Below are 26,443 nucleotides of genomic sequence, written 5' to 3'. Positions count from 1 at the left end.
GACGATGTTCGATGAATGTGCCCTCCAATTTCATTACTGCGCCCTAACGGGCGTGCAGTTTACGAAACCGTTGCATATGAGCGGCGTTGCGATAAATTGCGAATATGGCAAAAAGCATTGCGCAAACCGCAACACTGATGGAAAATTTGCACCTGTTGCATCGGTTTTTGGCAACGGCAGAAGCGGGTTCCATCACTGAAGCCGCGCGCCAGATCGGCTTGACCCCCTCATCGCTGACACGATCGATCAAAGCGCTAGAGGAAAACCTCTCCTTGCGGCTTTTCGACCGGCATCCTTTGGGTGTGTCGCTTACACCCAGTGGCAAGCTGTTGTTGTCACATACAAAGGCGGTGGAGAGAGAGCTTCACTACGCCTCGGCCGAACTGAACGCATTTAGCGGCGGTCAACGTGGGACGATCCGGGTCGGCGCAATGCCATTCTGGGCGCATCAGGTCTTGCCACCGGTGATTGCGAAGCTCCAAAGAAAATTCACCGGATTTCGCGCCGAGTTGGCAGTTGGGACCGGGTACAGCATCTATGCACGCCTCATTGATGGCGAGCTTGACGTTGCCACGATCAGTTCAAAGGCCGTTGGCGACGTTCCCCCTTTTATTGGCACCCTGCACGGACCAGACGTCGTGATTGTTGCTGCAGCAAGCACGGATCACCCAATTCATTCTGATCCAAACCTTTCGCCTACCCAGCTCCTTAAGTATCCTTGGGCAATGTACGGTGAAGACCGGGAAAATCTCGCCGCGATCAATAGTCAGATGAATGATATTGCAGGAGGTACTCCTGACATCGCCGTGGTCTCTGCGTCCTTGGAAGCCATCATTCAGACGGTATCGTATGGCCCTTACATCACCTGGATCGCTGAACCGCTGTTGGCAATCGGCCGGGCAAACCCACTCTCTCCGATCAAGAATGTCGGGCCTCTATTGCATTATGAGACGAGGGTTTTGTATCGGAAGAGCCTGATGAACGTCTCACCTTTCAAGTTCTTCTTGGACCGTTTGAAAGCTGAGTTTGAAAATTAGGTCATGTGTGCCTTCAACTCGGATCCTGAGGGCAGGGGTTTTCTCATGCACGCAAATGCTGAATAGTCATGTTGATCGGCTAGTCGTCGTCCGACAACAGCTTTTGGATCAAATCATAGGTGGCGCCAACTCGGGCCTTGTGTGGTTAGTTGCGATTGGCCAGAACCACAATTCCAAGATCTTCGCCGGGTAGAAGCGCCACATAGGCACCAAACCCGTTGGTCGATCCCGTCTTGTTCAGAATGACGTCCCGTTGCGGTGGTATAGGTGGATCAAACCGCTCCACGGGTTTTGTTCTTGGGACGAAGTTGTATTCAGCCCCCTTTTCCATTTGTTTGAGACTGACAGGCCAGGGATATTGTTCCCAGATCATACCCTGCACATAATAGGGCGTTTTGGTCTGTCCTTGCCGCGTCCTCTCCAGAGCAGCCGACAGTTCTGAAGAACCCCCTGTGTGGCCCAGTTCCAGATCTAGAAGACGGAGCATGTCCCGCGCCGTCGACTTTAAGCCATAGGCTTCGGCATCCAACACACCCGGATTGACCCGTATCGGCTCATTGGTCTTTCGATCATAGCCGAATGCATATCGATCCATCGCCCCTTCCGGGACATCCACCGATGTGCTTTCAAGTCCCATGGCCGGAAACAGGACCTGTTCAGTTGCTTCCGAATAGCTCATCCCAAGGGCATCAGAGGTGATATGGCCAAGAAGCCCGATACCAATATTCGAATAGCTGCGAGTGCCCTCTTGCTGAGGCTGCCAGTCAGCCAGCCAGTCGATCAGGTCAGGAACATCTTGCACCGTTGTCGGTACCTGAAGCGGTAATCCTCCGGTCGTGTGCGTGGCCAAGTCCATCAGACGGATGTCGTCAAATGCGCTCTCTCGCAGTTCGGCGACCCGGTCGGACACCGCTGAACCAAGTTCCAATTTTCCTCGTTGCTCGGCGAGCGCGGCAAGGCTGACGTTGAAGATTTTGCTGACGGAGCCGAGTTCGAAGATAGTATCGGGCGTTGCGGCTATGTTTTCTTCGCGCGATGCAAGGCCTGTTGCGTAGAAGTAGTGTTCGCCTCGCATGGTGACACCAACGACGAGGCCCGGAATATCGTAGCTTGCGACCACAGAAGAAAAACTGTGCTCGGCCAGATCAGCAACCTTGCCTTTGGTGACGACTTGTGCCGGAAGCGCGGTGGAAAACGAAAACAACAGGGATACCAGGAGTCCAATTTTTTTCATAGCTGCCTCAACTCTGTAATCGGCGTTCGGGATATCGAAACAGTATCGGTATGCGCTGAGATGCTCAAACGACAGCCTACTGATCTTGGCAATAGTTTGCTCAGATCCAAAACTGTTCACTTGAGTTTGGCAGAGTTATCTATCTAGCCTTACCAATTGGTCAGTCACTTAGTCTTACGTTGCCCCAGGTTGCGCCTGTTTGGCGGTCGCGCAAGACCTTCGATGAAGAGAAGCAGATGTCATCACTCATCGAAACAATTCGCAAAGAGATTGCTGACGAGGACTTGTCGCCCGTGAAACTGGCGCAGTTCGAAAGAGAACTCGTTGCAGTTGCAACCCGCGACAGTCTTGGTGCTCAGATTGAGTCCGCTATCAACGCTCGTAAGCAAGGTCGCATGAACGATGCTATCTCTCAGATCACTAGAGCGAACCGAACACAACTCGACGCAATCGAGAGAATTATGGACAAGTTGGACAAACTGTTCGAACGTCCGCCAAGCAAGGTGATGTTTGCCAGATATCGCCAAACGATTCCATTTGAAATGGGCGTCGAAAATGCGGCTGATGTGATTGATCTTGTTCAGGCCGTTCACCAGCATGGGCTATTTGAAATCACCTCGAATATTGAAAAGCTGCACTGTTTGGAAGTGGCACGAGCAGAGGAGGCTGAAGCGCTTGAGTTTTTCGAAAACCGGTTTCGGAGCGGCGGTGCCGAGTTGGAGATTGTGCAAGCTCAAGAAGTGATCGGCTCGATAACCGAAGAGCTAATAGACGTGAAGTCAGCAATTTTGGGTGCTGTTATTCCTGTAGTTATCGCCATGCTGACCGAACACGGCATCAGGAGGAATAAATCTCCGGCAATATACGAGATTTCGGGGTGGCTATACCAGATTATCACCAGCAAAACCCGTACAAAGCCCGCCGAGAGCGTGAAGGTAGATTAACCTAATCAAAGCCGACTGCGCCACTTGAGTGGTCCAAGTCGAAAGTCAGTGCATGGTTGGCCTTTCGCTCCATGGGGACGATGGCTTCCGGAGTTGGATCGGCTTGGAAAGAGCAGGGTTGATGTTGCAACAGTAGACCGGGTTCTGTCTGCGGCTGTTAGGTTGGGTTACCGTTCTGCTGGGTCGAAGAGATGGCACCTGTTAAGCGGTTGGGTTCTATCCATCGGAAAGAAGGAAAGTGGCTTTACCGCGAACTGGCGGTCGCGCTGCAACCCGAGGCTGAAAATCTGCGCAGTTTCCGGGCCAGTTTGGGCCTGCGTTTTGTCGAAAGCCTGTCAAGATCAGCCGAACGTGGCCCCGTTGATGTTTTCCCGCGTGATGACTTCAACAGGTACGACCTCTGCCTGATGCGGGCGGTTTTCCAGCATTGCGATCAGGGTCTGCACCGACTGTTCGGCGATCCGGCGCATGTTCTGATGGATAACGATGTCCATCGACCCTTCGAGCAGATAATTGCGCGTCTTCGGCGTCAGGTTGTGGCCGATCAGCATGATCTCTCCGGTCACACCACGATCCGCCAAGGCGGCAACGATGCCTTCATTGCCACCGCCGACATTGTAAATGCCAAGCAGGCCGGGGTGCTCGTCCAGCATCTGGCCAACGACCGTGCGGTTTTCATCCACATCGTCATGGCCGATATAAGTGCCAACCACCCGCAGATGGTTAAAATCCCGTCGCAGGGCGGACCGAAACCCCATCTCACGATCAGAATGGTTGCGATACAGTTGCTCGCCCGAGATCACGCCTACCAATCCGGCCTGCCGCACCATGCGCCCCATAAGATACGCCGCCGTGCGCCCCGCAGCCATATTGTCCGTGCCAACAAACTGACCCAGAACAGGGCTGATCAGATCGGAAACGACAGGAACGCAGGGAATATCCAACGCGTGCAATTCTTCAACCGCATCCCGAACGCGCGGATCATCCAAAGCCTGAAAGCCCACCGCATCAACCCCTTGACCGGCGCAGGCGCGAAGTTTTCGCGCCAGCACCGACGGCTCCAACTTTTTGGAGAACACACATTCGACTGTGGCGCGACCATTGGTAAAGACGTTTTGAAAACAATCCCCCAAAAATTCCGTCGACGGGCCAGCCTCTTCCGGCAAGAAGATTTTCAGACGCCACGGGCGTGCACGCTGGTCCAGTTGGGCACCGGATTCGATGGCGTATTTGGCCTGCAGAACGCGCTGCCGCGTCTCGGGTTTGACATTTGACCGGTTGTTCAGGACGCGGTCCACCGTGGCAGTGCCAACCCCCGCAAGCTTGGCGATCTCGAACACACGTGCTTTTTTTGAAACGATGGGCTCTTCTTCACTCATCCATTTGATTTACCATCATTTAGGATCAAAAACACCCTCAAAAACAATTCATAATCCATCAAAAACCATCAATTACGTCATTTGATGCGGTTTTTCTTGCCAGCCAAACGGGACGAGGCTTATCCCAACGGTATGCAACGGGATCGAGTCCCGTTCAGGGAGGAAAAATGACCAACATAGCCAAACTTCTGGCCGGTGCTGCCGGCCTAATGATGACCGCCAGCGCAACATTGGCGGCGGATTTCACATTCAAATACGGCAACGAGCAGCCTGAAACTTCGATCCGTTCGCAATCCATGGAGTGGTTCAAGACTGAGCTGGAAAAACGCACCGATGGCCGCATCGAGGTCGAGAACTTTTTTGGTGCCGCTCTGGGAAATGAGCGTGAGATGATGGACCAGGTGACCGCTGGCCTGCTTCAGGGCACGCGCGGTGGTTTCTTTGCCGATGCATCCGGCGCGTTCAATCTGTATCAGTTGCCATTTCTTGTGGCCAACTGGGATGAGATGGAATGTCTGGTCGGGTCGGACTTTACCAAAGGCGTTCAGGCCCGTGCCGAAGAGAAGGGGTATCACATCCCTGCAACCGGTATCAGCCAGGGCTTCCGCGCCTATACCAACAACGTGAAACCGATCACCTCAGTTGACGATCTGCAGGGTCTGCGCATCCGCGAACCACAGTCTGATCTAATGATCGCCACAGGTACGGCCATCGGTTCGGTTCCCGTCGCTATGCCGTTTTCCGAAGCCTATCAGGCGTTCAAACAGGGCGTGATCGACGGGCAGCACAACCCGCCGCAGAACATCTGGGATTTCAACATTCACGAGGTACAGAAGTATCTGACCCTGTCAAACCATATGACGGGCCCCGATCCACTGATCGTCAACCAGGCGTGGTATGACAGCTTGCCCGAGGATCTGCAGGCTACTTTCAATGAGGTTGCCGTCGAGGCGATGGCGATGTCCGATAAGCTGTACCGTGATGCAGAAACCAACATCGTCGGTGAACTGGGCAAACACATGGAGATCAACGAGCTGACACCAGAAGCACTGGCAGGTTTCCAGGAGGCGGTTGCACCCGTCTATCAGCAGATGATCGATGCGGGCCATTTCACACTGGATGATGTTGACGCAGCACGCACAGCGGCTGCATCCTGCGGCTGATTTGACCTGAAACCGGTGGGCCCGGCGCAAAGCCGGGCCCGGACCTCTCACTTACTCGGAACCGGGCTATGGATACGCTTTCCACAATCGACCGTGTCCTGACACGCGTCATCGAAGGGCTGATGGTCGTGCTATTCGGCATGTTTCTGGTGATTGTCGTCACCAAGGTCCTGATGCGGCCCTTCGACATGGCAATCTACGGCGTCGACGAGCAGGTTAAGATCGCGTTTCTGTGCACATCCGCATTAGGCGGAGCCGTCGCGATCACCAAGCGTGAACACATAGCCATCACCTTCTTCATCGACCTGATGCCCTACTACGTCAAAATGGCGTTTTATGTGGCGGGCCTTGTTCTGGTTGGCGTGATGAACGCAGCACTGGTCTGGCTGTCCTTCGACTGGATCGCAGGACCGGGGCGGAATATGTGGCAACCCTTCGGGATGCCTCAAGGGTATGTCTTCATCATCGTTCCGATATCTTGCGCGATTGCCGTTTTCTACTGCTTTGTTCGGGTGGTCCTGACTCTGGGTGGCCGGGATTCCATCGATGTTCTCTGGATGCCGGAGGACTGAGATGCTGATCCTGTTCGCCACTCTTGGAATTCTGTTGGTCTGCGGCGTCCCGATCGCGTATTCGCTGGGGCTGGCCTCGCTGGCGTATTTCCTGATCGAAGCGCCAACCGCGACCGGATTTGTTGTTCAGCGCTTTTTTTCGGGGATCAACAACTACCCTCTGGTCTCGCTGCCCTTTTTTATCCTGATGGGATTGGTGATGAATTCCAGCGGCATCACACGGCGCTTGCTGGATCTGTCGATGTTCTTCGTCGGACGGCTCAAGGGCGGGCTTGGTCTGGTCAATGTGGTGGGTTCGATGATTTTCGGCGGGATCTCGGGATCTTCCGCGTCAGACACCGCATCCATCGGATCCGTGCTGATCCCTGAAATGGAGAAGCGGGGGTACCCCAAGAGTTTCGCAGCCGGGATCACCGTTGCCTCGTCCACCATGGGCATGATCATCCCGCCGTCGGTTCCGATGATCATCTACGCCGTTGCCGCCGAAGAAAGCATCGGCCGCCTATTTCTGGGCGGGATCATTCCCGGAATCATGGTCGGACTGATGCAACTGGTTGTCGTTTGGCTCTTGGCACGCAAGTACAATTACCCGACGGAAAACGTACCTTTCACGCTGGCCGAGGCAGGGCGTCAGGCGCGTCGTTCAGCAGCCGTCGCCATGATGCCCGTTCTTATCGTTGGCTCTGTCGTCTTTGGCTTTGTTACTCCTACCGAAACAGCGGGCGCAGCTGTGGTTTATGGCCTGATCATTGGCCTGTTCATTGTCGGCTTTGGCGTTCTGCGGGATCTGCCCGGTGCCATGCGTCACGCCATCATCATGTCGGCCAAGATCATGATGATCATCGCGTTCAGTCAGGTGTTCATCACAGTTCTCGCGCTCGAGCGTGTACCCAACCAGATTGCAGATTTAGTGTCCGGACTCGGGCTGGGCCCTGTCGCCTTTATGGTGCTGACCGCGATTCTGATCCTGCTGGCAGGCACCTTCATTGATGTCAGCCCTGCAATCCTGTTGCTGACGCCGGTTCTGTTGCCAGTAGCTGAAAAGATGGGCGTGTCGGGTGTGCATTTTGGCGTGGTCATGGTCTCGGGTCTGGCGGTTGGGGCATGCACACCCCCTGTCGGCAATTGTCTGAATGTCTGCGCTGCGATCTGCCGGCTGCCAATCGGGCGCATTTTCATCGGCGCCGCCCCATTCCTGATGGCCAATGTGGTGGTGCTGCTTTTGATCGCGGTTTTTCCGCAATTGGTCATGTGGATACCCGACGCGGTGATGGGGCCTTGAACTAAAGAATTGGGCAGCGGGGTGTCTTCCGGACCTGCCCGGCCTTGGTCCGCCAAAGCCTGAAACCCCGCACACATCGACGCCTTGGAGTTTCGGGGCGCCAAATCTCAACTCCGGCCGCGGCTGGACGACACATTAGGAAGACAGTTATGCAACGTGCAGGCGTCATTGGATTGGGCGATATGGGCAGCGGGCTGGCCAAGAACCTGATCAAGAACGGGTTCGAAACCACCGGTTTTGATCTGAGTGAGGCGCGAATGAGCGCGTTGGCCGAAATGGGGGGAACGCCGGCGACCAGCGTGGCCGACGTCGGCGCCAATGCCGATGCGGTCTATGTCATGGTCATGAACGGCGATCAGGCCAAAGCCGTCATTCTTGGCACGAACGGACTTGTCAGTCACATGGCACAGGGCGGCGCCATCATCCTGACCGCCACAATCAAACCGCGAGAGGCGCGGGAGATCGGCGAGGCCATGGCCGGGTCCGGCATTCACCTGATCGACAGCCCGGTATCTGGTGGATTTCCCGGTGCGCAAGGTGGCACCCTGACCATGATGGCAGCTGCGCCCGACGCAGTACTGGACGAATTCCAGCCGGTAATGGAGGCGGTTTCGGCCACCATTCACCGTGTCGGGGATGCAGCGGGGCAGGGGCAGACCGTGAAGGCGTGTTTGCAGACCCTGATCGGCTCGATCTTTTCAGCGACGTTTGAGGCATCCGTTCTGGCTGCAAAGGCAGGGGTAAAGGGTGCGAACCTATTCAAGGTTTTTTCAACATCCGGCGCCGGGTGTGGCTGCACCAATACCGCGCTTGAAAACATCATCGACCGCAAGTTTGCGGATACCGGATCCGGCATCGGTACGATGCACAAGGACCTGACCATCTCGCTGGATCTGGCCGAAGAACTGGGCGTTCCGATGCACACTGCCTCGTCAGCGATGCAGATTTTTCACGCAGGCAAGGCCAAGTTCCCGGATGGCGACAACTGGGCTTGTACCCGCGTTATCGAAGATATTGTCGGCGCTGAGCTGCACCGCTGAGAAAGGAAAACCCATGAAACTTGGCGTTATCTGTGATGGCATCAGCCGTGATCTGAAACACGCGGTAGACGTGATGGACGAGTTTGATCTCGAATATGCCGAACTGCAATTTGTTGGTGACACCGAGGTCGGCGATCACTCAGCTGATGAGATCAAAGAGATTGACACCCTGCTGCGCGATCGGGGCAAACCAGTGTCCTGCCTGTCCCGCCATATCTTTGCCGGGATGACCGGGGCGAACAAAGCAGGGGATGACCTGCACACCAAACACATGGATGCCTTGAAGCGCGTAATCGACATGGCGCATGTGGTTGGCAGCCCGTTGGTGCGCATCATGACCCCAAAAAAAGAACAAATCCTTTGGGGCTTTGGAGGCGCCGAGAAATGGAATGTCGCCAAAGGCGCTTGGGACGCGATGCTACCTCTGATCGCGCCCGCGATTGATGTCGCCAAGGACGCGGACGTGACTTTGGTCGTTGAAACAGGCAATGGCACCATGGTGAATTCGAACTACACCGGGCGCAAGCTGATCGACGATCTGGATGCCAAGGGCACGTTGAAGGTTCTCTGGGACCCGGCCAACAACTGCTGGTGCCACGAGCAGGCATTCCCCGCCGGATATGACGAGGTGAAAGATGGCTACCTGGGACATATCCATATCAAGGATGTTCAGGTCGACACTCCACGCGCGACGCTGACGGTCAAGCAAATGGGTGAAGGCCAACTGGCAGATCAATTCCAGCCCATGGCAGATGCCCTAAGAGCTGACGCCTATGATGGCGTCATATCGTTCGAGAGTGTCTACCATCCAGGAAACGGAAGCTTTGAAGAGGGATTCCGTCTTTGCGTAGATCACTTCCGGGAGTATTTCGGCTGATTTCGTAAAAGGCCACCAACGGCCAGCCGATGTTTCTCCCATTACGTCGCATGGCCGAAGCACAGGTCCGCCGACAGGCGGGCCTGTATTACGCCTTTAGTTGGCAATCCGCAGAACTACGAAAAGACCTGCCTCTACCAAAGCATCAAGGAAGTTCGCTTGGTTTGCGCGGGCTGCGGGTTTCCGTCGATTAGCTGTAAACAGATGTGCGTGGGCGCTTTATGGCTGCTCAATCATGAAGACATCAAAGAACCTTGAGAGCTCCACATGTGCTGAGACGGGCAAGATCGAGGCGACATGCTGATCAGGTCTAACTATCGCAACGCAGCCACTGCTGCGGTCAATGCCGCGAAGGTCGTAGACGTCGTTACCCTCTTGGGCGTGGAATACTTTTTCATAGTCTCGCAGCCCGTACTTGCCTTTTCCTGGCCACAGGTAGCCATGTAGATCATGCATTGACAAATCCCGTTGCTGGAAGACAGCATAGGTGTCAATGACCGAGTCAATATCAGAGCCCTTCGACGTGTATTTGTTCACTGGTGAAGAGGCGGAGTTAGCCAGAAAATCAATGAGTTGATATGCTGCGGACGAAGTCTGGGTCGGATCTTGAGAGCCACCAAACAAGAAGATGCGCCAGCGACCGTCGGCCTTGACCAAGTGGCCCAAATGCTGGCTTCTGCCATCGGCCACGCGAGTCGCCTCTGCCGAGTGGAACCGTTGACCGATTTTATACCCAGCCGCCAAATGTTGGTTTTCTTGCCCCGTGCAAATGTAAGATGGGAAGTACTCGATTGACGTTCCGCTTACAAAGCCGCTTTGCCGCTTCATAAAGGCTTCGATTTCGGCCGTGTCGATTTTAGCCTGCTCTGAAGCATCACCTGTCGTTGGCCGTGTCGCAACCAGTTTTGACAGCTCTTTGTCTGCGTCAATCAGTTGTTGTGCAACTTTGCGCCGCTCCGTGCTGTAGGTGCTGAGCAACTTTGGATCGCTCCTGCCTTGGAGAACTGACGCCATTTTCCAGCCGAGATTAAAGGTGTCTGGCAATGAAGTGTTCAGGCCCCAACCGCCTTTGGGGCTGTGCGTGTGGCAGGCATCACCGGCAACAAAGGCGCGCGGAATAATATCGTCCGGACTTCCCACTGGTCGGTTGTCAAAACGCTCGGCGATGCGTTGACCCACGGAATAGATTGACCACCAAGCCACTTCTTTCACGTCCAGTGTGTATGGATGGAAAATCTTCTGCGCTTTCGCGATCAGGTCCTGCTCGGTCACATCGATGTCCGACGCGCGCGTGTTCTTGTCAATCAGATCCAGCTCAACATAGAATCGACATAGGTAGCCGCCCTCGCGCGGGATTGTCATGACGGCACCATGGTCTTTGGATTGGATAAAGCTCTTGACGCGGATGTCCGGGAAATCCGTGTTGAGCAGGATGTCCATGACGCCCCAAGCCTTGTTGGCGGAATCGCCCTCTAGCGAGATGCCTAAGCTTTTGCGAACGCGGCTTCTGGCGCCATCGCTGCCTACGATGAAACGCGCTTTGACCGTTTCGACCTTGTCGGCACCCGCTTCGTCGGTTCGTTTGAATGTCGCGGTTATCGGGTAAGCATCCAGATCCTGAGTGAGACCGTCATCAATGTCCATGTCGACCAATGCGCGGCTATAGTGCGGGCGAAGATTGGTGATCGAGTTCGCCATACCATCGATCAGTAGTTCGTGTAGGCGCGCCTGATTGACAATACCGTGTGAAAACTCAGAAAGACCGGCTCGTGCATCGGCGATCTTCTCGGTGCGTTTGATGTTCTTGGGGTTTGCTTCGTCCGGTTCCCAAAACGTGTTTTGTTTCAGCTGGTAGGTCTCTTTGACCACCATTTCGCTGCTGTTGAAGGCCTCCATGATTTCTATTGTCCGGCAGGAGATGCCGTCTGCGCGCCCGAACAGCAACGGACCAGGTTCCATGTCAACAATGCAGGTTTTTATGTCAGAGAACTCGGACATCTGCCGCGCCATGGTCAGGCCTGCGGGGCCGGTGCCGATGATCAGAACGTCCACTTCGCTAGGCAGGTCCTCAATGGGAGGGTTGGGGTAAGGCTTTCTAGCTGCATCAGGAACCTGATAATTGCCCGGCTTGAATCCATTCAGATGGAACTGCATTGTAAGCTCTCCCTACGGATCATTTCGCTATCGCTTGATAGCTTCTTAATTCATATGTTAATTGTTAACATTAAATGATGAGACGTGCAAGTGAACGACAGGTCTGGTCAGCGCCTGCAGAGCTGCTTAATCAACCCGACCGGGTCAGTTGCATTGACCGTCAGCAGGTCCGACAATGGATTGGCGATGATTGGTTGGGATCGGGCATTACCATTGATAAACAGGCTTAGCCTGCAATGTCACCGTCCTCACCGGTTCCTCCGGGCGCTCCATCTCGGCCATAGCTGACAACGCTGGGTTTGCCCTGTTCATCAGGCTCTGAGTAGACGTATGTCCTACCCCATGGATCGTTCAGGCCTTCGTTGCTATCTAGGTACGGGCCCGCCCATGAGATGTCTCCTGGCGGTGTTTCTACTAGCACCGTCAGGCCCTCAGAATTGGTCGGGTATCGCCCTGTATCAATGTAAAATAGCTGAAGCGCATTTCCAATCTGCCTGACTTGAAGTTGGGCGGTTTCGGATTTGGCGCGTCCCAGATACCCAATCAGCCGAGGGCCTGCGACCGCCGCGATCATCGCGACGATTGCTAGAACAATTAGCACTTCCAAAATTGTAACGCCGCTGCGGCGGTTCCTCTGCGAGGATTTATCCGATTATTCTAATCGTCATGTCCTTGTTCGTGATTGCTCTGCTTGTTCTTTACCTGGCCCCAACACTGATTCCAGTTTTTGAGAACGCAGATACGGAACCACCTTTTGTCTTGGGCAGCATGGCCGGGTTTCGCGATCTGCTAGTGGAAAGATGGCCTGTTTTCATTGTTCTGGGCATCGGTTCTCTTGCGCTTTGGCAAGCCCTTAAAAGGAAACTAAAACAATCGGCATACCCGCTTCTCCTGAGATTACCGCTTGTTGGAAAATATTTGCGAATTCCAGAGACCCTCAGAATCCTTGATGCCTTGACCATGATGCTGTCAATTGGCTCAACGCTTCCGCGAGCGGTTGAAATCGCGCGACAGGCAACGGATCAACGTGCCTATCAAAACCTGCTAGAGCGAGCAGGAGAAATGATTGTCGCCGGAGACAGTCTTTCGTCTACGTTGCAAGGGACGTCTTTGATCGACCCTTTGACCGTAGCAATGATTGAAGCCGCCGAAGCTTCAGATCAGATGAACCAGGTTTTGGATCGGCTGGTCGCAGACCTCCGTGCCCGCAATTCTCAGATTCGGTCGCAATCCATTCGGATGATAACGCCGCTACTGACTCTTGCGATTGGCCTCGGCGTCGGTGGTGTCATTATGTCAACAATTTCAGCAATTATGTCACTGAACGATGTCGCATTCTGAAAGTGCCTGTTGTTCAGCTTCACGCTCAATGGGCACCGAAGGTTTCTCGTTGTTCGAAGTCTTGATCGCGCTTTCAATTCTCGCATTGGTGGTCACAATCTCTGTTTCCAGCTTTCGTCCACCGTCGGATAAGATGCTGTTGAACAAAGTGATTTCGGATTTCATCTCCGAGGTCAGCGAAGCGCGCTTGCATGCGATCCGATCCGATCAGGTGGCTGCAGTCGAGATTTCTGATTGCCGTGACGAGCTTGTGGAGTTGGATTTTTACCCCGATGGCACCGCAGCAGGAGGTGAAGTGTGTTTGGCTTCGGGACAAAGCCAAGGAATACTACAGATTTCGCCTTTGACGGGTCAAGTAACCGTAGGGCTCGACGATGAGTAGTCGCGCAGGGTACTCGTTGTTTGAAGTGCTGATCGCTTTTGCGGTAATGACGATGGTTCTGTCAGTCGTACTACCACGCCAGGCAGAGTTGTTAGAACGTTCTGCTTCCAGTGCAAAACGTATTTTGGCTGCAGATATTGCATACTCCAGAATGAGTGAACTGGGTGTTAGCCGCCCTCTGGAATTTGGAGAATCTACCGAAAGACATGGCGAATGGGTGGTGCGCCAGCGTATTTCCCCCCATGACAACAAATTCACACAGTTTGCTCTGGCTGAAATCACCATAAGCGTCGAAGACAATAGGAAGCACGTTATCTTCGAAACCAACGAGATAAGGTGGATCGAATGAACGCGCGATCTGGCCTTAGTCTCTTTGAGCTTCTAATCGCATTGGCGCTGCTAGCCCTTATCGCCGTAGGCTTGTCCGGGTCACTGAACTTTGCAGTTTTGGTGTACAGTCGCGCGCACATCGATCCTGAGATCGCCACCCATGCCGCTATGAAAGCACGCGTAAGGTCTTGGTTGATCAGTGCTGCTCCCCCGTCGTCTATCACTGCTTACCCCACTGAGTTTGCTGGCGAACCCACAAGGTTGGAATTTACAACAACGCATACGAAAGGGTTCGCGAAGGACGCCGCCGCCCTTAGAGTTTCTTTAGAAAGTGTATCTAGCGCCCTGATTTTGACCGTTTCTGAGATCGATGATGGCGGAGCAACCGTAACCACCCACAACGTCACAGCAGCCAACGGAATGGATTTGGTATTTTCTTACTATGACACACAAACGGAACAGCAGACTTGGAACGATTCTTGGAACGATCCGTCCCGTTTGCCGGATCTGATAAAAATCGACACTCAAGACGAACGCATATCGGATTGGCATGCATTTATAGTTAGACCAGTTTTGCGGTAACTTGTGAGGACTCTGTTGCACACTTTTGACGGCTGACGTTCATTGATTGTCCGTTGTCAGAGTTTTTGGAACCAAGAGCGTCTTAAACTAGAAGAGAGACTGGCTCATCTAATTGGTTTGATTATGCGGCGTGCTGGCGGTGATGCAAGCGACGCGCTTCGAGCGTCTTTCGTTTGATCTTTTCCCTTTGTTTAGTCAGAACCTCAACCAGCCGTAACTTGATGAAAATCTCTTCCGGCTTCGGTCACTTGTTTGCCATCTCTTTCCTCCGTCTTCCTAAGCATATCGGAGGGCCACTTCAGTGGGGAAGGATCAGAGCTGGTCTGTTGCCCAATCAGGCACATATCGGTAATCGTCTTGATACGCGGATTGTTATGGGCAAGATCGACGGGGGCCAGATGTCGGATCAGCAGATCAAGAAATCGGATGACATTACACAAAAGCTATCGGCGAGAATTGTCCGGGGTGAGTTTCAACCCGGAGAAAAGCTTCCGCAGGACCTGATCGCCTGCGAGTTCGGCGTAAGCCAGGTCACTGTCCGTGAAGCCTTGTTGCGACTTGCATCACAGGGACTGGCGGTTAGCTTGCCGCGCAGAGGTATGTGTGTGGCCCCTATGGATCAGGATGCGGTGGAAGAGTTGCGCGTTATGCGCAGTGCGCTGGAACCAGCCGCATTGCAGCGGTCAGTGCCCAATCTGACGTCAAACCAGATCGCGGAGATCAAGCAGATCCACGAAGAATGTAACGCCGCTGAAACGTCTGAGGACTGGGAGGAGGCTAACCAGCGCTTTCACATGGCTGTCATCGCCGCGTGCCAGATGCCGCGCCTGATCGCTGAAATCAGCAACCTGCAATTGCTATATACTTGGCATTTCAACAAGCGTCACACGGCAAAATGGCGCCGGCGCGACGACCCGGATCATGCAGCCATTCTGGCCGCGATAAAGGACCGTGATGCCGTGCGTGCCCGCACGGTGATGCAGCGTCATCTTGCGAGGTTGTCATAGGTCGAATTAGCTTCGTTTGCGGGCGATAATCCAGATCGGGTGATAGGTCAGCGGCACGCCTGCTTCGCCATCGAAACGCCGCGTGTATTCTCTTGAGAATTGCAACAGACAAGATTTGGTCCAGACTTTTTGGGCGCGTCCGTTCACACCGGTGTTCCGCAAATGCTTTAATACCTTTTCCGGAGAGGCAAAGTGGATCTGCTGCACGGTTTCCCCGGTTGCCACGATTTCCAGATCCCCTTGCACAGCGGCGGCGAGATCATCGGGCCGGAGCAATCCGGGTGCTTTCGCAGAAGACCCGATCTGCGCCAGTTCGCGGTACTGCTCCGGGCCAAACCCGGACACAGCCAACCATCCATCCGCAGCAAGCGCCGCTGCTGCTCTGCGCAGGAATGCGGCAGGGGCAGGCAACCATTGGATCATCGATGCGGATGCAACCAGATCGGGTTGTTTCGGCCATTCAATCTGTTTTGCATCACCGCGCAGGAACATGGCTCCGGCGGCGTCCGCGACAAGCTGCGTCTCGGGCGAAAGATCGTTAACAATCAGTGTGCCAAAGCTGAACTCTGCGCAGAGCCGCCGTGTCAGGTGGCCGGTGCCAGCGCCCAGCTCTAATGCAGATGTGAAATGCCGCCGCGCGGCGGTGTCGCACAGTTCCTGAACCAATCGATCTGCAATCTGCACCTGTTGGCCGGCGGCCTCGTGGTATGTTCCAAAGCTTCGGCTAAAGCTGCGCTGGACACGATCTGCCAGTGGGACAATCATGCGACCCACTCCGCCCAGCTTTGCCCGGCGCGGAACGGAATATGTGAGCCGGGAATATGCCGAATAGCCTGGCGTTGCTGTTTCCATGCGGCCTCTTGGGCGCGTGTTGGAATTATCCAGTCCTGTTTTGGAATCCAGATGCGGTCGAAACGGTGCTCGGGGGCCGGACCACGGTTGATCACAGCATGAAGCTCTGCCCGCGCGACGTTGATATCGATGGTGGGCGCCGGAGTTTGCAGACCAGCGCGCCGGCAAAACTTGGCAAAACTGCTGTCGCACAGTTTATCTGCCGTTCTGCGGATTATGTCCGGAGCGATACCTTTTTCGGCGTCCGCGGGTGAAAGCGTGCCGCTGACCGCAGTCAGATGCGCCGGTAGAAATCCGGCCATCGACATCCAATGCCCGGCAGAGGCCACGCCGAAGGAAAAGGCAATGAGATCAAACCGATCATACAGCGCCAGTTCCGACAGAGGATCGTCCAGATGGGTATAGTCATCCACCAGCAGCAGATCTTTATCTCCCGTCAGGTCAGCGAAAGGGGCCGCGCCAAGCGCCCAACCCCCGAAAACTAGGGTCAGTTCAGCTGTACCGGAACGGGTCAACCATTGGCGTTTCATCCGGTACCTCCGGCCAACGCCACCATTGCCGCCGTTATGCGGCTCAACTCATCCGGCGAAATGACATAGGGCGGCATGCAATAGATGTTTCTTCCGAATGGACGCAACCAGACACCGGTTTCCGGCGCCATTCGGTGGGCGATGGATGGATCAACCCAGTTCTCCATCTCGATGACCCCGATCGCACCCAGCACGCGAACCTCGGCGACGCCTCGTAATCCACGTGCTGGTGCCAGTTCCTGTGTAAGCTGGCTGGAGATGTTGCTGACTTCGTCGCGCCAATTTCTTGCAGACAGCTGATCAAGGCTGGATATCGCCGCAGCACAGGCCAAAGGACTGGCCATATAGGTCGGCCCATGCATTAGGACGTTGGCTTCGCTTTCACCAATCCCCGCAGCGACGGTTTCTGTTGCGATGGTGGCGGCCATGGTAACGTGTCCACCGGTCAGAGCCTTGCCAAGGCACAGGATGTCAGGCACGACATTCGCGTGACGCATCGCGAACAGCGTGCCGGTGCGCCCAAATCCTGTGGCGATCTCATCAAAGATCAGCAACACCCCATACGCCTTGCACATCTCATGCGCGCGCTTAAGCCAAGCCGGGTGATAGAAATACATGCCACCCGCGCCCTGTACCACGGGCTCTACGATCAGGGCCGCGATCCGATCACTTTTGGACTCCAACAGCTCTTCTAAGGGGTCCAGGCCGTTGAGGGTGTGATGCTCCGGCCAGTCCTGGTCAAGCGTGATCTGCGGACGTGGCAGGAAATGCTGGATCGACAGGGCGCCGCGAAATAACCCGTGCATGCCATTGACGGGATCGCAGACACTCATCGCCTTCCAGGTGTCGCCGTGATAGCCACCGCGAATAGTTGCGAATTCCGTCCGTCCTGTATGGCCCATAGCCATCTGGTACTGAACCGCCATCTTCAGCGCCACCTCGACTGCAACGGAACCGCTGTCGCAATAGAAGATACGATCCAGCCCATCAGGCAGCATAGCAATCAGCTTTCGGCCCAGTTCAATCGCAGGTTCGTGAGTCAGACCGCCAAACATCACATGCGGCATCTGCGCCAGTTGGGCCTGCATTGCACCGATGATGGCCGGATGACGATGCCCGTGCACAGCACACCACCAGGACGACATCGCGTCGATCATCTTTGTACCGTCATCCCGGGTCAACCAAACTCCTTCTGCCTCCGTGATCAGATGCATCGGCCCGGGGTTCAGCACGTTGGTATACGGGTGCCACAGATGGCGGGCGTCAAAGTCAAGCGGGGTCACAGGAAACCCCGGATTGTACTGATGTCGATTGCACCGAATGCTTCAGACAGCGTTTCGCGGGACAAGTCATCTATCTGCGGCAACCGGCCCAGATGCCGGACCTCGCCCATCTCGACGATGGTTTGTTCCACATCCGGTTCCGCGTCCCCAACGAACGCCACACCAATCACGGTGCATCCCGCACCACGCAGTGCCATCAGAGAAAGGGTCGTGTGATTGATCGTGCCAAGTGCCGTGTGCGCAACCAGAACGACAGGGGCCTGCCATTGCGCAAAGAGATTTAGAAAGAAGTGTTTGCGGTTCAACGGCACCATGATCCCGCCCGCGCCTTCGACAACCAGTGGCCCTGTGACCTGTGGAAGCGAAAGGCAAGACAGGTCGATCTCGACACCCATGTCTTCGGCAGACAGGTGGGGCGAGGCCGGCATGTTGAGCCGGTACGTTTCAGGCAGCACGTCGACCCCCGACAGCACCTTGATAGTTTCGGTATCTGTCACGCCTTCAAGTCCCGATTGCACAGGTTTCCAATAGCTGGCGCCAAGTGCTGCGGTCAGCCCGGCGGCGAAAACGGTTTTGCCGACGCCGGTGTCGGTGCCTGTTACGATGAGGGCGCTCATGCTGCTTCTCTTTCGTAATGTGCGAGTGTTTTGAACAGGTTGCTGATGTCAGCCTTGCTGACATTACCAGTAATGGAAATTCGAAGCCGCGACGTGCCGCGCGGCACCGTCGGCGGACGGATACCGCGTATATCGAAGCCTTGCTCCTGCAACATAGCCGCCATTTCCATAGTCCGTGCGTCATCGCCAATAATGACGGGAATGATCTGGCTGTTCAGTGTATTCTGTGTCAGCCCATGGTGCCGGGCTTCGGCATGGGCATGCTGAATGCGATCACGTGCGGCGCTGACCAACCCGCTGTCCGATTGCAGCATGTCAAGCACCGCGCGCACCAGGGCGGCATTGAACGGGGCAGGGGCCGTGGCAAAGATGAAGGGCCGTGCGCGGTTGATCAGACCGTCAATCATCACCTGAGATCCGCAGATCAGCCCGCCCGAAACCCCAAGACCCTTGCCGCATGTATGCAATGTCAGCAGCTCGGCCTTTAACCCATGGGTCAGCCCCTTGCCCATTGGACCAAAGACACCGGTAGCATGGGCTTCGTCCACCACAAGAACCGCGTCAAAGTCACGGGCGAGATCTGACAGCTCTTCCAGCGGTGCGATATCGCCTTCCATGGAATAGACGCTTTCCAGCGCGATCCAGATCTGGCCAGATCCTCTGGCTGATTGCCACTCTGCAATGACCCGCCGCGCATCGGCGACATCGTTATGGGCGAATTCACGTGTTTCTGCGCGACCGATGCGCAGGCCCTCATGAGTGCTGGCATGCACCAGTGTATCGTGCAGGACCAGATCTCCGGCGGCAGGTAGAGTGGAAAAGATCGCCTGATTTGCCTGAAACCCACCGCCCATATACAGTGCGCCCTCGGTGCCAAAGAAAGCCGCAGCTTCTTGTTCCAGTGCTTCGTGCTCAGGGTGGTTGCCCCGCAAAAGACGTGACCCGCCAGAGCCGAGCGGCACCCCACGCTCTAACGCCTGTCGTGCCGCTTGCTCCAGCATCGGTGATTGGGACAGCCCCAAATAGTCATTGGACGCAAAATCCAGACCGCGCGGGGGTGACAGCACCCGGCGGCGATGCCGGTTGTTCAGCGCCTCCAGCATGGAATTCAGACGGTCTGTCGCCTTCATTCGGCGGCCTGTGTGCATGTCCGTTCGGTTGCAGTCTCAGCCTGAATGCCAAGCTTGGCAAACAGGATCGCATCGGCGTCTTCTTCGGGGTTTTCTGCGGTCAAGAGAGTTTCACCGACGAAGATCGAGTTTGCCCCGGCCAGAAAACACATAGCCTGCAATTCATCGCTCATCTCACTGCGTCCGGCGGACAGGCGCACATAGGATTTCGGCATCATGATACGCGCAGTGGCAATGATGCGCACAAAATCAATCGGATCAATTGGTTTGGCGCCGGCCAAAGGTGTATCTTCTTGCGGCATCAGCATGTTGATTGGCACAGAATCGGGCGCTGGCGCCATGTTGGCCAGCGTCACCAGCATATCAACACGGTCCCAGATCTCTTCCCCCATCCCTAGGATACCACCGGAACACACCTTGATCCCGGCCTGCTGAACCCGATTCATCGTGTCGATCCGATCGGCGAAAGTGCGGGTGGTGATCACCTGAGAGTAATACCGTTCGGACGTATCGATATTGTGGTTGTAATAGTCCAGCCCGGAATCACGCAGACGGACGACCTGATTGTCATCCAGCATGCCAAGGGTCATGCAGGTTTCCATGCCAAGATCACGGACCCCCTCGACCATGGCCACAATCGCATCCATATCTCGGTCTTTCGGCTCGCGCCATGCGGCGCCCATGCAGAAGCGGGTCGCTCCCCCGTCACGGGCCCTGCGCGCTTCGCTCAGGACACGCTCGACCTCGATCAGCTTCGATGCCGGTAGTTTCGAGCCATTTCGAGCCGATTGCGAACAATAGGCGCAATCCTCGGCGCAGCCGCCGGTTTTGATCGACAACAGCTTAGAAGCCTGGACTCTGTTGGGATCGAAATTTTCGCGATGCGCTGTCTGAGCCTGAAAGAGCAGATCCATCAAGGGCAGATCATATAGAGCCTGAGCGGCCCCGCGGGTCCAGTGGAGAGGAGTGTTTTTCATATTATCGATAATTTCGCCACACGATTCCATTTGTTGAAATTATTATCGATAGATTTGAGAGCCGCAACTTGAATCTCTCAAGCCATCTTTGAATCAAGCAAAAACCCGTCAAGAATCGACACAGTCGCGTCGTGCAACATTGGTTGAGTTGGACTCTCAACGGCCCAATGCAAATGCGGCTCGGTTCAAAGTTTGGGCATCAAGGATGGCTCTGCGTCGCGCCGGCATGCGCGTCCGGACAAGACCCGCATACCAACTCACTAAGCGCGAAAGTGCCACTTCGTCAGCGCTCTAACCTTTGCGCGACAGCACCAGAATGCCGCCTGCAAAGCAGCAAAAACTGCGGGCTCGGATCTCAGCCCAGTCTCGCAAACTTGAACCGACGCCCGAGAGAGAGCGTTCCAAAGCCAAAGCGGGGCCGAAAAGATCGGCCGTCCGCAAAGGTGATCAATCACGCGACTCTTTGACGGGAATGTACAAGTCGCCTCCTTCGCGAAACTTCGCCGCCATGGTTGCCATTCCGTCTTTTTGCACTTCGTTGCAGATGTCGTGGCTGATCTTCATAGAACAGAATTTCGGCCCGCACATGGAGCAGAAATGCGCTACTTTATGGGCCTCTTTTGGCAAGGTCTGGTCGTGGAAGTCTCGCGCTGTGTCCGGGTCAAGCGACAGGTTAAACTGGTCTTCCCACCGAAACTCGAACCGCGCGCGACTCAGCGCATCATCCCGGCGCTGCGCCCCGGGCAAACCCTTAGCGAGATCGGCGGCGTGAGCGGCAATCTTGTAGGTGATCACCCCTGTCTTCACATCATCCCGGTCGGGCAGGCCCAGATGCTCTTTGGGCGTCACATAGCAAAGCATCGCACAGCCAAACCAACCGATCATCGCCGCGCCGATGCCGCTGGTGATGTGGTCGTAGCCCGGTGCGATATCCGTGGTCAGCGGCCCAAGCGTGTAGAACGGTGCCTCATGGCAGCACTCCAGCTGCTTTTCCATGTTTTCTTTGATCTTGTGCATGGCCACATGGCCGGGGCCTTCAATCATCACCTGGCAGTCCTTGGCCCAGGCGATTTTGGTCAGTTCACCCAGGGTTTCCAGCTCGGCGAATTGTGCTTCGTCATTGGCATCGGCGATAGAGCCCGGGCGCAAGCCGTCCCCCAGGGAAAAGCTGACATCGTATCTCCGGCAGATGTCGCAGATCTCCTCGAAATGCTCGTAGAGGAAGCTATCCTTGTGATGGTGCAAACACCATTTCGCCATGATCGAGCCGCCGCGACTGACGATCCCTGTCACCCGGTTGGCCGTCATTGGCACCATGTGCAACCGCACACCCGCGTGGATGGTGAAGTAGTCTACGCCCTGCTCGGCTTGCTCGATCAGCGTGTCGCGGAAGACCTCCCATGTCAGGTCTTCGGCGATGCCGTTCACCTTCTCCAGCGCCTGATAGATCGGTACGGTACCAATGGGCACGGGGCTGTTGCGGATGATCCACTCGCGCGTGTTGTGGATGTTGCGACCAGTGGATAGGTCCATGACCGTGTCCGCGCCCCAACGAATGGCCCAGACCAGTTTCTCTACCTCTTCGCCCATCGAAGACGTCACTGCCGAGGTGCCCATATTGGCGTTGATCTTCACCAGGAAGTTGCGCCCGATGATCATCGGCTCCAGCTCCGGGTGGTTGATATTGGCCGGGATAATGGCGCGCCCCGCAGCAATCTCGTGGCGGACAAATTCCGGTGTAACATAGTCGGGAATATTGGCGCCGAAATCCTCGCCGTCCCGATCCTCGGCCACAGCGTCGCGCAGTTGGTTTTCGCGGATGGCCACGAACTCCATTTCCGGCGTCACGATGCCCGCGCGTGCATAGGCCAGCTGCGTGACCGCCTGATCGCCCTTAGCCCGCAACACTTGCGGCTTGGTTGGGAACTCTGCGGTGAGCCGGGCACCCGAGACAAAACCGTTATCGGCGGACTGGACCTCGCGCCCCTCGTAGACCTCGGCATCTGCCCGGGCCGCGATCCATTCGCTGCGCAGCGGTGCGAGACCGCGATTGATATCGGTGGCGATGCTGGAATCCGTGTAAGGACCGGACGTGTCATAGACCGTCAGTGGTGGCTCATCGGCCGTGGGATGTACGGAAATTTCGCGCATCGGCACCCTGAGGTATGTATGCACAGCGCCATCGACGTAAATTTTACGCGAGGCGGGTAGGTTTCCGGATGTGATTTCGGGGGTGTGGATCGTCACGACGGTGTCTCCTCCGTAGGTTCATTGAAGATGACCCCGGCGAAGTGCGGACGTATTTTAGATCAGATGTAGGCTTCAGCGTGTGCTGATACAGTCTTTTCATGTCGCTTCCTCCGCCAGTATGAACTGGGTCAGGTTCGAAGGGTCGCGACACCGCGTTTACAACGCCAGTCGCCTCTCAGTCCCTTGGGTGGGACTCCCCTGCAAGAAGTAGCGATAAAGCGGAACAACCCCTTTGTAAAGATCTGGCAAATGGTCATTCGAGGCGTGCGCAGCGAAAGACCGGTTTCAGAGTTCCGTGACGGCTCTGGCGCAACCTGCAGCACCGGCAGAATCCTTGTGCGGCAACTGCTTGGATTTGACCAGGAGATTTGCGCCCTTAAATTTCAACCGCAACAGTTTGACTGACATGGAGCTCTCCCGGCGATGCGACGACTGCGAAGGCCCCAAGACATGGGAACAGGCCAGGCGCGAGTTCTGGCATCTCGGTGCGGTTGAGACGCGCTACGGCAGAGACCGCACCGGGGCTTGCAGCCAATACGCCATGCTCCAGCATTGGCACTGCGCAACGCGGTGTCGGCGCGACGATTTGCAGCTTCACGTCACCGATTGTGATCATGGCACCGCGCCATTCGTTCTCAATGAACGGTGGCGCATCGGGGAGGTCCAATAGGATGTTCGGGCGGTAGCGCTCCTTGGTGATCTTCTGATCGGGAACGGCAGATGCTATCTCTTGCAAAGAATTTTTCGACAGCACCTGAACCGGTGCGAAGTCAAAAAACCCGCCCTTGGGCGCCGCCTGACCGATTTCCAACGAATCAGACGCAACCTGCGCGTGCACCCCCATTTCCAGAACCTGTTCAGGGTCTGAACGTTCCAGGCTCGCACCTGCCGCGCGCGCTGGAGACAGCGACAGACGCCGCCCGAGACGCTTTGAGAGTGCTTCTGCGACGTCGTCTTCAAGTAGCACCGCACCATCCGGCATTGTGACCGCTATGCCATCCGATGTGCGGGCCGCGCGATATTGCAGCAGGTCGCGCCAAAGCCGGGGTACCTTGGCGCTAGCCACCTTACCGGTTTCATCATCGATGAGACCGTATGTTCGGTCGCCGTCCAGGCCGCGCTCTGTGACCATGCTGGCCTCCATTGGTTCGCCCAACAAAGACTTTATGGGATATCGATAGAGAGCCGCGATGGTACCGTACAAAGTTTGCATGGTGATCCTCCTTGGGTCAGGCAATATCCCAGGCGGCTTTGCTCGGCTTGTAGCTTCTTGCGCGAGTTGGGGCGATTATTGCTCTTTTCGAAAGGCGCTCGGGCTCGTGCCCACGAACGCCTTGAAACGAGACGAAAAGTGGCTTTGATCCGCGAACCCAAGCATCACAGCCAGTGTTGCGATTGGAAGATCGGATTTCAGAAGGCGCTTGGCTTCTTCGATACGGCGTGTCGTGATGTAGCGGTGAGGCGAGAGACCGGTGACTTGTTTGAATCGACGCGCGAAATGGAAACGGCTCATCGCGGCCGGTCCAGCCAGATCATCAAGACTGATGTCCTCGGCGAAATGCGCATCAATATAGTCCAGCACGCTTGACAGTCGTTTTGTGGGCAAGTCCGGCTCTTTGCCCGCAAGGGGCTGCGGTCCGGCCAAAACTCGGAGCAAAAGTGCCTGTTCCAACGTTTCCGCGAAACTGCGCCCATTGCGAAATCCACACATTGTCTCATTGGACAGGCCAACGACCAACTCTCGCAAAAGCGGATCGCCTATGCCGTAACCGGGCCTGATGTCCTTCAATATTCCGTCACCAATCGTATCCAATGCGTCTGTCACCTTACTCCGGTCAAAGTAGACGGAGGATACCAAGGTGGTTGATGACAGCTGAAAGCTATGTGGCTGACCAGATGGAATGACCGCCACTTCGCCCGATTTCATAAATATGCGCCCCTGCTTGCCATTACTGCGATGCCAGGATGCTTTGATCCCGCAGGTGTTGTCACCGACCGCGAGCTGAATTTCGTCGTGTTCGTGTTCTTCAATGGTCTGGGGAGGCAACTCCCCCCGGAATGCGCTCGAACGAATAGCCGGGCGGCGTGTGTCGTAGGTCAGATTTTTTTGCGTAACACTTTGGGGTATAGTGCTCATTGACGTCTTTTCCGGGTCAGCCAGCATACATCTTAGTGGACCTTGATCAATTTGTCAGGACTCGTGGCTTAGTCCCACAACTGTGAATCTTCGCCATCAGATTTGCAGCGATTTAGTTGAGCGGCGGCTGTTCCCCCTGTGAGGCAGCACAAAGTTGTACACCGGCACAAAATTCATCGCTGCGAGCGCGCGCCGCGAAATTCCTACGCTTCCGAGAAGGGCTCTATGCTGTCGTTCGCTTCCAGTTTGTTGAATTTCCGCTATGGGTCAGTGCTGGGCGCAGGGCATTCTGTTGATCCACCAAGTCCGAAGGAGACACACTCTGCCAGTCTTTAGGCTGCGAGGTTAGGCTTTCTATGTAACCACGATGCGCTTCAATGCCAACGAGCGTTCACCGGGTGTTGGCATCGACTTCTAACGCCTGGGTTGGCGAAACAAGCGAAAATCTTAAGGTGCTGAATTCAATGGGAGGCGAGTCTCATTATTTACGTACTCCGACAAGCTTTGCGGCTACACGCTAATAGCACGATAAGACTTGTTATGTTAATAAACGTGTCAACGGCGGAGTAAAATTCTGCCACGGGGCGGAGCAAAAGTCGTCCATTGCTTGGGTGGCCGACGCCTTGGCAAACGCGCTCCCAAATAGCTGGCGGTTGCCAAGGCGTCTTGGTCCGTCAGGACCAATCTTTTCCGCGTATTAGGAGTTCTGCCGAGCCCTGCTCTGTGCCAGACGATAGCTTTCTCCGTTCATCTCCAGGATGCTGACATGGTGGGTCAGCCGGTCGAGCAAGGCACCGGTGAGGCGCTCTGATCCGAACGTTTCCGTCCACTCATCGAAGGGCAGGTTTGAGGTGATCATGATGGAGCCGCGTTCGTACCTTTGGGAGATCAGTTCGAACAGCAGCTCAGCGCCGGTTTTGCTGAGGGGCACGAAGCCCAGCTCGTCGATGATCAGGAGCTTCTGTTTCACCAGTTGCTTTTGCAGCCGCAGGAGCTGGCGCTCGTCGCGGGCCTCCATCAACTCGTGGACGATTGCGGCAGCGGTTGTGAAGCGAACCGCCAGGCCTTTCTGGCAGGCGGCCAGACCGAGGCCGAGCGCCACGTGGGTCTTACCAGTGCCGCTGGGGCCGAGAGCGATGACGTTTTCGCAGCGGTCGATCCATTCACAGCGCGCCAGTTCCAGCACCTGCATCTTGTTGAGGCTTGGGATCGCCGTGAAGTCGAAGCTGTCGAGACTTTTGGTTGCAGGGAACCGCGCTGCCTTGATCCGGCGCTCGATCATCCGCCGTTCCCGGTCGATGAGTTCGAGCTCGATCAGACGGGCCAGGAACTGGACGTGATCT

At 55.6% G+C, this 26,443-nt stretch carries 25 protein-coding genes, 1 pseudogene and 1 riboswitch; of the genes and pseudogenes, 12 read left to right on the top strand and 14 right to left on the bottom strand.

From position 1 onward, the window contains the following. Positions 1-104 precede the first annotated feature (104 nt). Complete coding sequence (locus tag D9K61_RS16060) at positions 105-1,037, top strand: LysR family transcriptional regulator (protein WP_120634214.1); 933 nt, start codon at positions 105-107, stop codon at positions 1,035-1,037. 145 nt (positions 1,038-1,182) lie between these two features. On the opposite strand, the gene D9K61_RS16055 is transcribed toward D9K61_RS16060, so the two are convergent. After that, on the bottom strand, positions 1,183-2,271 hold the full coding sequence (locus D9K61_RS16055; protein ID WP_120634213.1) for a serine hydrolase: 1,089 nt from the start codon (positions 2,269-2,271) through the stop codon (positions 1,183-1,185). 236 nt (positions 2,272-2,507) lie between these two features. Between D9K61_RS16055 and D9K61_RS16050 the strand changes: the two genes are divergently transcribed. Further along, positions 2,508-3,215 carry a hypothetical protein gene (locus D9K61_RS16050; protein ID WP_120634212.1) on the top strand — a complete coding sequence of 236 codons (708 nt, stop codon included), beginning with the start codon at positions 2,508-2,510 and terminating at the stop codon, positions 3,213-3,215. Between the two features lie 341 nt (positions 3,216-3,556). Here D9K61_RS16050 and D9K61_RS16045 read toward each other — a convergent pair whose 3' ends face one another. Beyond that, a complete protein-coding gene (locus D9K61_RS16045; protein ID WP_120634211.1) occupies positions 3,557-4,594 on the bottom strand; it encodes a LacI family DNA-binding transcriptional regulator in 1,038 nt (345 codons plus the stop codon). A gap of 167 nt (positions 4,595-4,761) precedes the next feature. On the opposite strand from D9K61_RS16045, the gene D9K61_RS16040 reads away from it, so the two are divergent. The 5 genes from D9K61_RS16040 to D9K61_RS16020 all read left to right on the top strand — a co-directional run bounded on the left by D9K61_RS16040 (position 4,762) and on the right by D9K61_RS16020 (position 9,528). Continuing rightward, complete coding sequence (locus tag D9K61_RS16040; protein ID WP_120634210.1) at positions 4,762-5,757, top strand: TRAP transporter substrate-binding protein; 996 nt, start codon at positions 4,762-4,764, stop codon at positions 5,755-5,757. 68 nt (positions 5,758-5,825) lie between these two features. Then, on the top strand, positions 5,826-6,329 hold the full coding sequence (locus D9K61_RS16035) for a TRAP transporter small permease (protein WP_120634209.1): 504 nt from the start codon (positions 5,826-5,828) through the stop codon (positions 6,327-6,329). A 1-nt stretch (position 6,330) separates the two neighbouring features. Continuing rightward, entirely contained in the window at positions 6,331-7,611 is a 1,281-nt protein-coding gene (locus D9K61_RS16030; protein WP_162946934.1) for a TRAP transporter large permease, read from the top strand. Between the two features lie 149 nt (positions 7,612-7,760). Then, a complete protein-coding gene (locus tag D9K61_RS16025; protein ID WP_120634207.1) occupies positions 7,761-8,651 on the top strand; it encodes an NAD(P)-dependent oxidoreductase in 891 nt (296 codons plus the stop codon). A 13-nt stretch (positions 8,652-8,664) separates the two neighbouring features. Next, on the top strand, positions 8,665-9,528 hold the full coding sequence (locus D9K61_RS16020) for a sugar phosphate isomerase/epimerase (protein ID WP_120634206.1): 864 nt from the start codon (positions 8,665-8,667) through the stop codon (positions 9,526-9,528). Positions 9,529-9,747: 219 nt separating this feature from the next. On the opposite strand, the gene D9K61_RS16015 is transcribed toward D9K61_RS16020, so the two are convergent. After that, complete coding sequence (locus D9K61_RS16015) at positions 9,748-11,682, bottom strand: FAD-dependent monooxygenase (RefSeq protein ID WP_120634205.1); 1,935 nt, start codon at positions 11,680-11,682, stop codon at positions 9,748-9,750. Between the two features lie 226 nt (positions 11,683-11,908). Further along, positions 11,909-12,304: pseudogene (gspG, locus tag D9K61_RS16010) on the bottom strand (type II secretion system major pseudopilin GspG); the annotation flags it as partial. A 44-nt stretch (positions 12,305-12,348) separates the two neighbouring features. On the opposite strand from gspG, the gene D9K61_RS27010 reads away from it, so the two are divergent. From D9K61_RS27010 to D9K61_RS15985, 5 genes are all read left to right on the top strand, one after another. Then, a complete protein-coding gene (locus tag D9K61_RS27010) occupies positions 12,349-13,023 on the top strand; it encodes a type II secretion system F family protein (RefSeq protein WP_120634203.1) in 675 nt (224 codons plus the stop codon). Between the two features lie 28 nt (positions 13,024-13,051). Beyond that, complete coding sequence (locus D9K61_RS16000; protein ID WP_162946931.1) at positions 13,052-13,405, top strand: Tfp pilus assembly protein FimT/FimU; 354 nt, start codon at positions 13,052-13,054, stop codon at positions 13,403-13,405. After that, complete coding sequence (locus D9K61_RS15995; RefSeq protein ID WP_120634201.1) at positions 13,398-13,754, top strand: Tfp pilus assembly protein FimT/FimU; 357 nt, start codon at positions 13,398-13,400, stop codon at positions 13,752-13,754. Before D9K61_RS16000 ends, D9K61_RS15995 begins: the two co-directional genes overlap by 8 nt. Then, positions 13,751-14,317 carry a prepilin-type N-terminal cleavage/methylation domain-containing protein gene (locus tag D9K61_RS15990; RefSeq protein ID WP_120634200.1) on the top strand — a complete coding sequence of 189 codons (567 nt, stop codon included), beginning with the start codon at positions 13,751-13,753 and terminating at the stop codon, positions 14,315-14,317. The genes D9K61_RS15995 and D9K61_RS15990 overlap by 4 nt, the downstream gene beginning before the upstream one ends. 374 nt (positions 14,318-14,691) lie before the next feature. Further along, complete coding sequence (locus D9K61_RS15985) at positions 14,692-15,324, top strand: GntR family transcriptional regulator (protein WP_216825823.1); 633 nt, start codon at positions 14,692-14,694, stop codon at positions 15,322-15,324. Positions 15,325-15,330: 6 nt separating this feature from the next. Here the strand turns inward: D9K61_RS15985 and D9K61_RS15980 are convergent, their stop codons facing one another. From D9K61_RS15980 to istB, 10 genes are all read right to left on the bottom strand, one after another. Beyond that, positions 15,331-16,089, bottom strand: coding sequence for a methyltransferase (locus tag D9K61_RS15980; RefSeq protein ID WP_162946929.1), 759 nt, complete (start codon positions 16,087-16,089; stop codon positions 15,331-15,333). Beyond that, positions 16,086-16,706, bottom strand: coding sequence for a pimeloyl-ACP methyl esterase BioG family protein (locus tag D9K61_RS15975; RefSeq protein ID WP_120634197.1), 621 nt, complete (start codon positions 16,704-16,706; stop codon positions 16,086-16,088). Before D9K61_RS15975 ends, D9K61_RS15980 begins: the two co-directional genes overlap by 4 nt. Continuing rightward, positions 16,703-17,989, bottom strand: coding sequence for an adenosylmethionine--8-amino-7-oxononanoate transaminase (bioA, locus tag D9K61_RS15970; protein WP_120634196.1), 1,287 nt, complete (start codon positions 17,987-17,989; stop codon positions 16,703-16,705). Before bioA ends, D9K61_RS15975 begins: the two co-directional genes overlap by 4 nt. Next, complete coding sequence (gene bioD, locus D9K61_RS15965; RefSeq protein ID WP_120634195.1) at positions 17,986-18,606, bottom strand: dethiobiotin synthase; 621 nt, start codon at positions 18,604-18,606, stop codon at positions 17,986-17,988. The genes bioA and bioD overlap by 4 nt, the downstream gene beginning before the upstream one ends. Continuing rightward, positions 18,603-19,736 (bottom strand): 8-amino-7-oxononanoate synthase, encoded by a 1,134-nt coding sequence (locus D9K61_RS15960; protein WP_120634500.1) that lies wholly within the window; start codon positions 19,734-19,736, stop codon positions 18,603-18,605. Before D9K61_RS15960 ends, bioD begins: the two co-directional genes overlap by 4 nt. Next, positions 19,733-20,713: a biotin synthase BioB gene (gene bioB / locus D9K61_RS15955; RefSeq protein WP_120634499.1), complete on the bottom strand. Its 981-nt coding sequence runs from the start codon at positions 20,711-20,713 to the stop codon at positions 19,733-19,735. Before bioB ends, D9K61_RS15960 begins: the two co-directional genes overlap by 4 nt. A gap of 447 nt (positions 20,714-21,160) precedes the next feature. Then, positions 21,161-22,960: a phosphomethylpyrimidine synthase ThiC gene (gene thiC, locus D9K61_RS15950; protein WP_120634194.1), complete on the bottom strand. Its 1,800-nt coding sequence runs from the start codon at positions 22,958-22,960 to the stop codon at positions 21,161-21,163. A 91-nt stretch (positions 22,961-23,051) separates the two neighbouring features. Beyond that, positions 23,052-23,173: riboswitch (TPP riboswitch) on the bottom strand. Between the two features lie 166 nt (positions 23,174-23,339). Further along, entirely contained in the window at positions 23,340-24,176 is an 837-nt protein-coding gene (locus D9K61_RS15945; RefSeq protein WP_120634193.1) for an MOSC domain-containing protein, read from the bottom strand. Between the two features lie 75 nt (positions 24,177-24,251). Beyond that, positions 24,252-25,100 carry an AraC family transcriptional regulator gene (locus D9K61_RS15940; RefSeq protein ID WP_162946928.1) on the bottom strand — a complete coding sequence of 283 codons (849 nt, stop codon included), beginning with the start codon at positions 25,098-25,100 and terminating at the stop codon, positions 24,252-24,254. A 697-nt stretch (positions 25,101-25,797) separates the two neighbouring features. Further along, a partial coding sequence (gene istB / locus D9K61_RS15935) for an IS21-like element helper ATPase IstB (RefSeq protein ID WP_120634191.1) occupies positions 25,798-26,443 on the bottom strand: 646 nt, incomplete at its 5' end.

Origin of the sequence: Ruegeria sp. EL01, assembly GCF_900313035.1 — a bacterium.
GTDB lineage: Bacteria > Pseudomonadota > Alphaproteobacteria > Rhodobacterales > Rhodobacteraceae > Ruegeria.
Note: the sequence above shows the minus strand (reverse complement) of the source record. Positions and strands in the feature narration are given on the sequence as shown.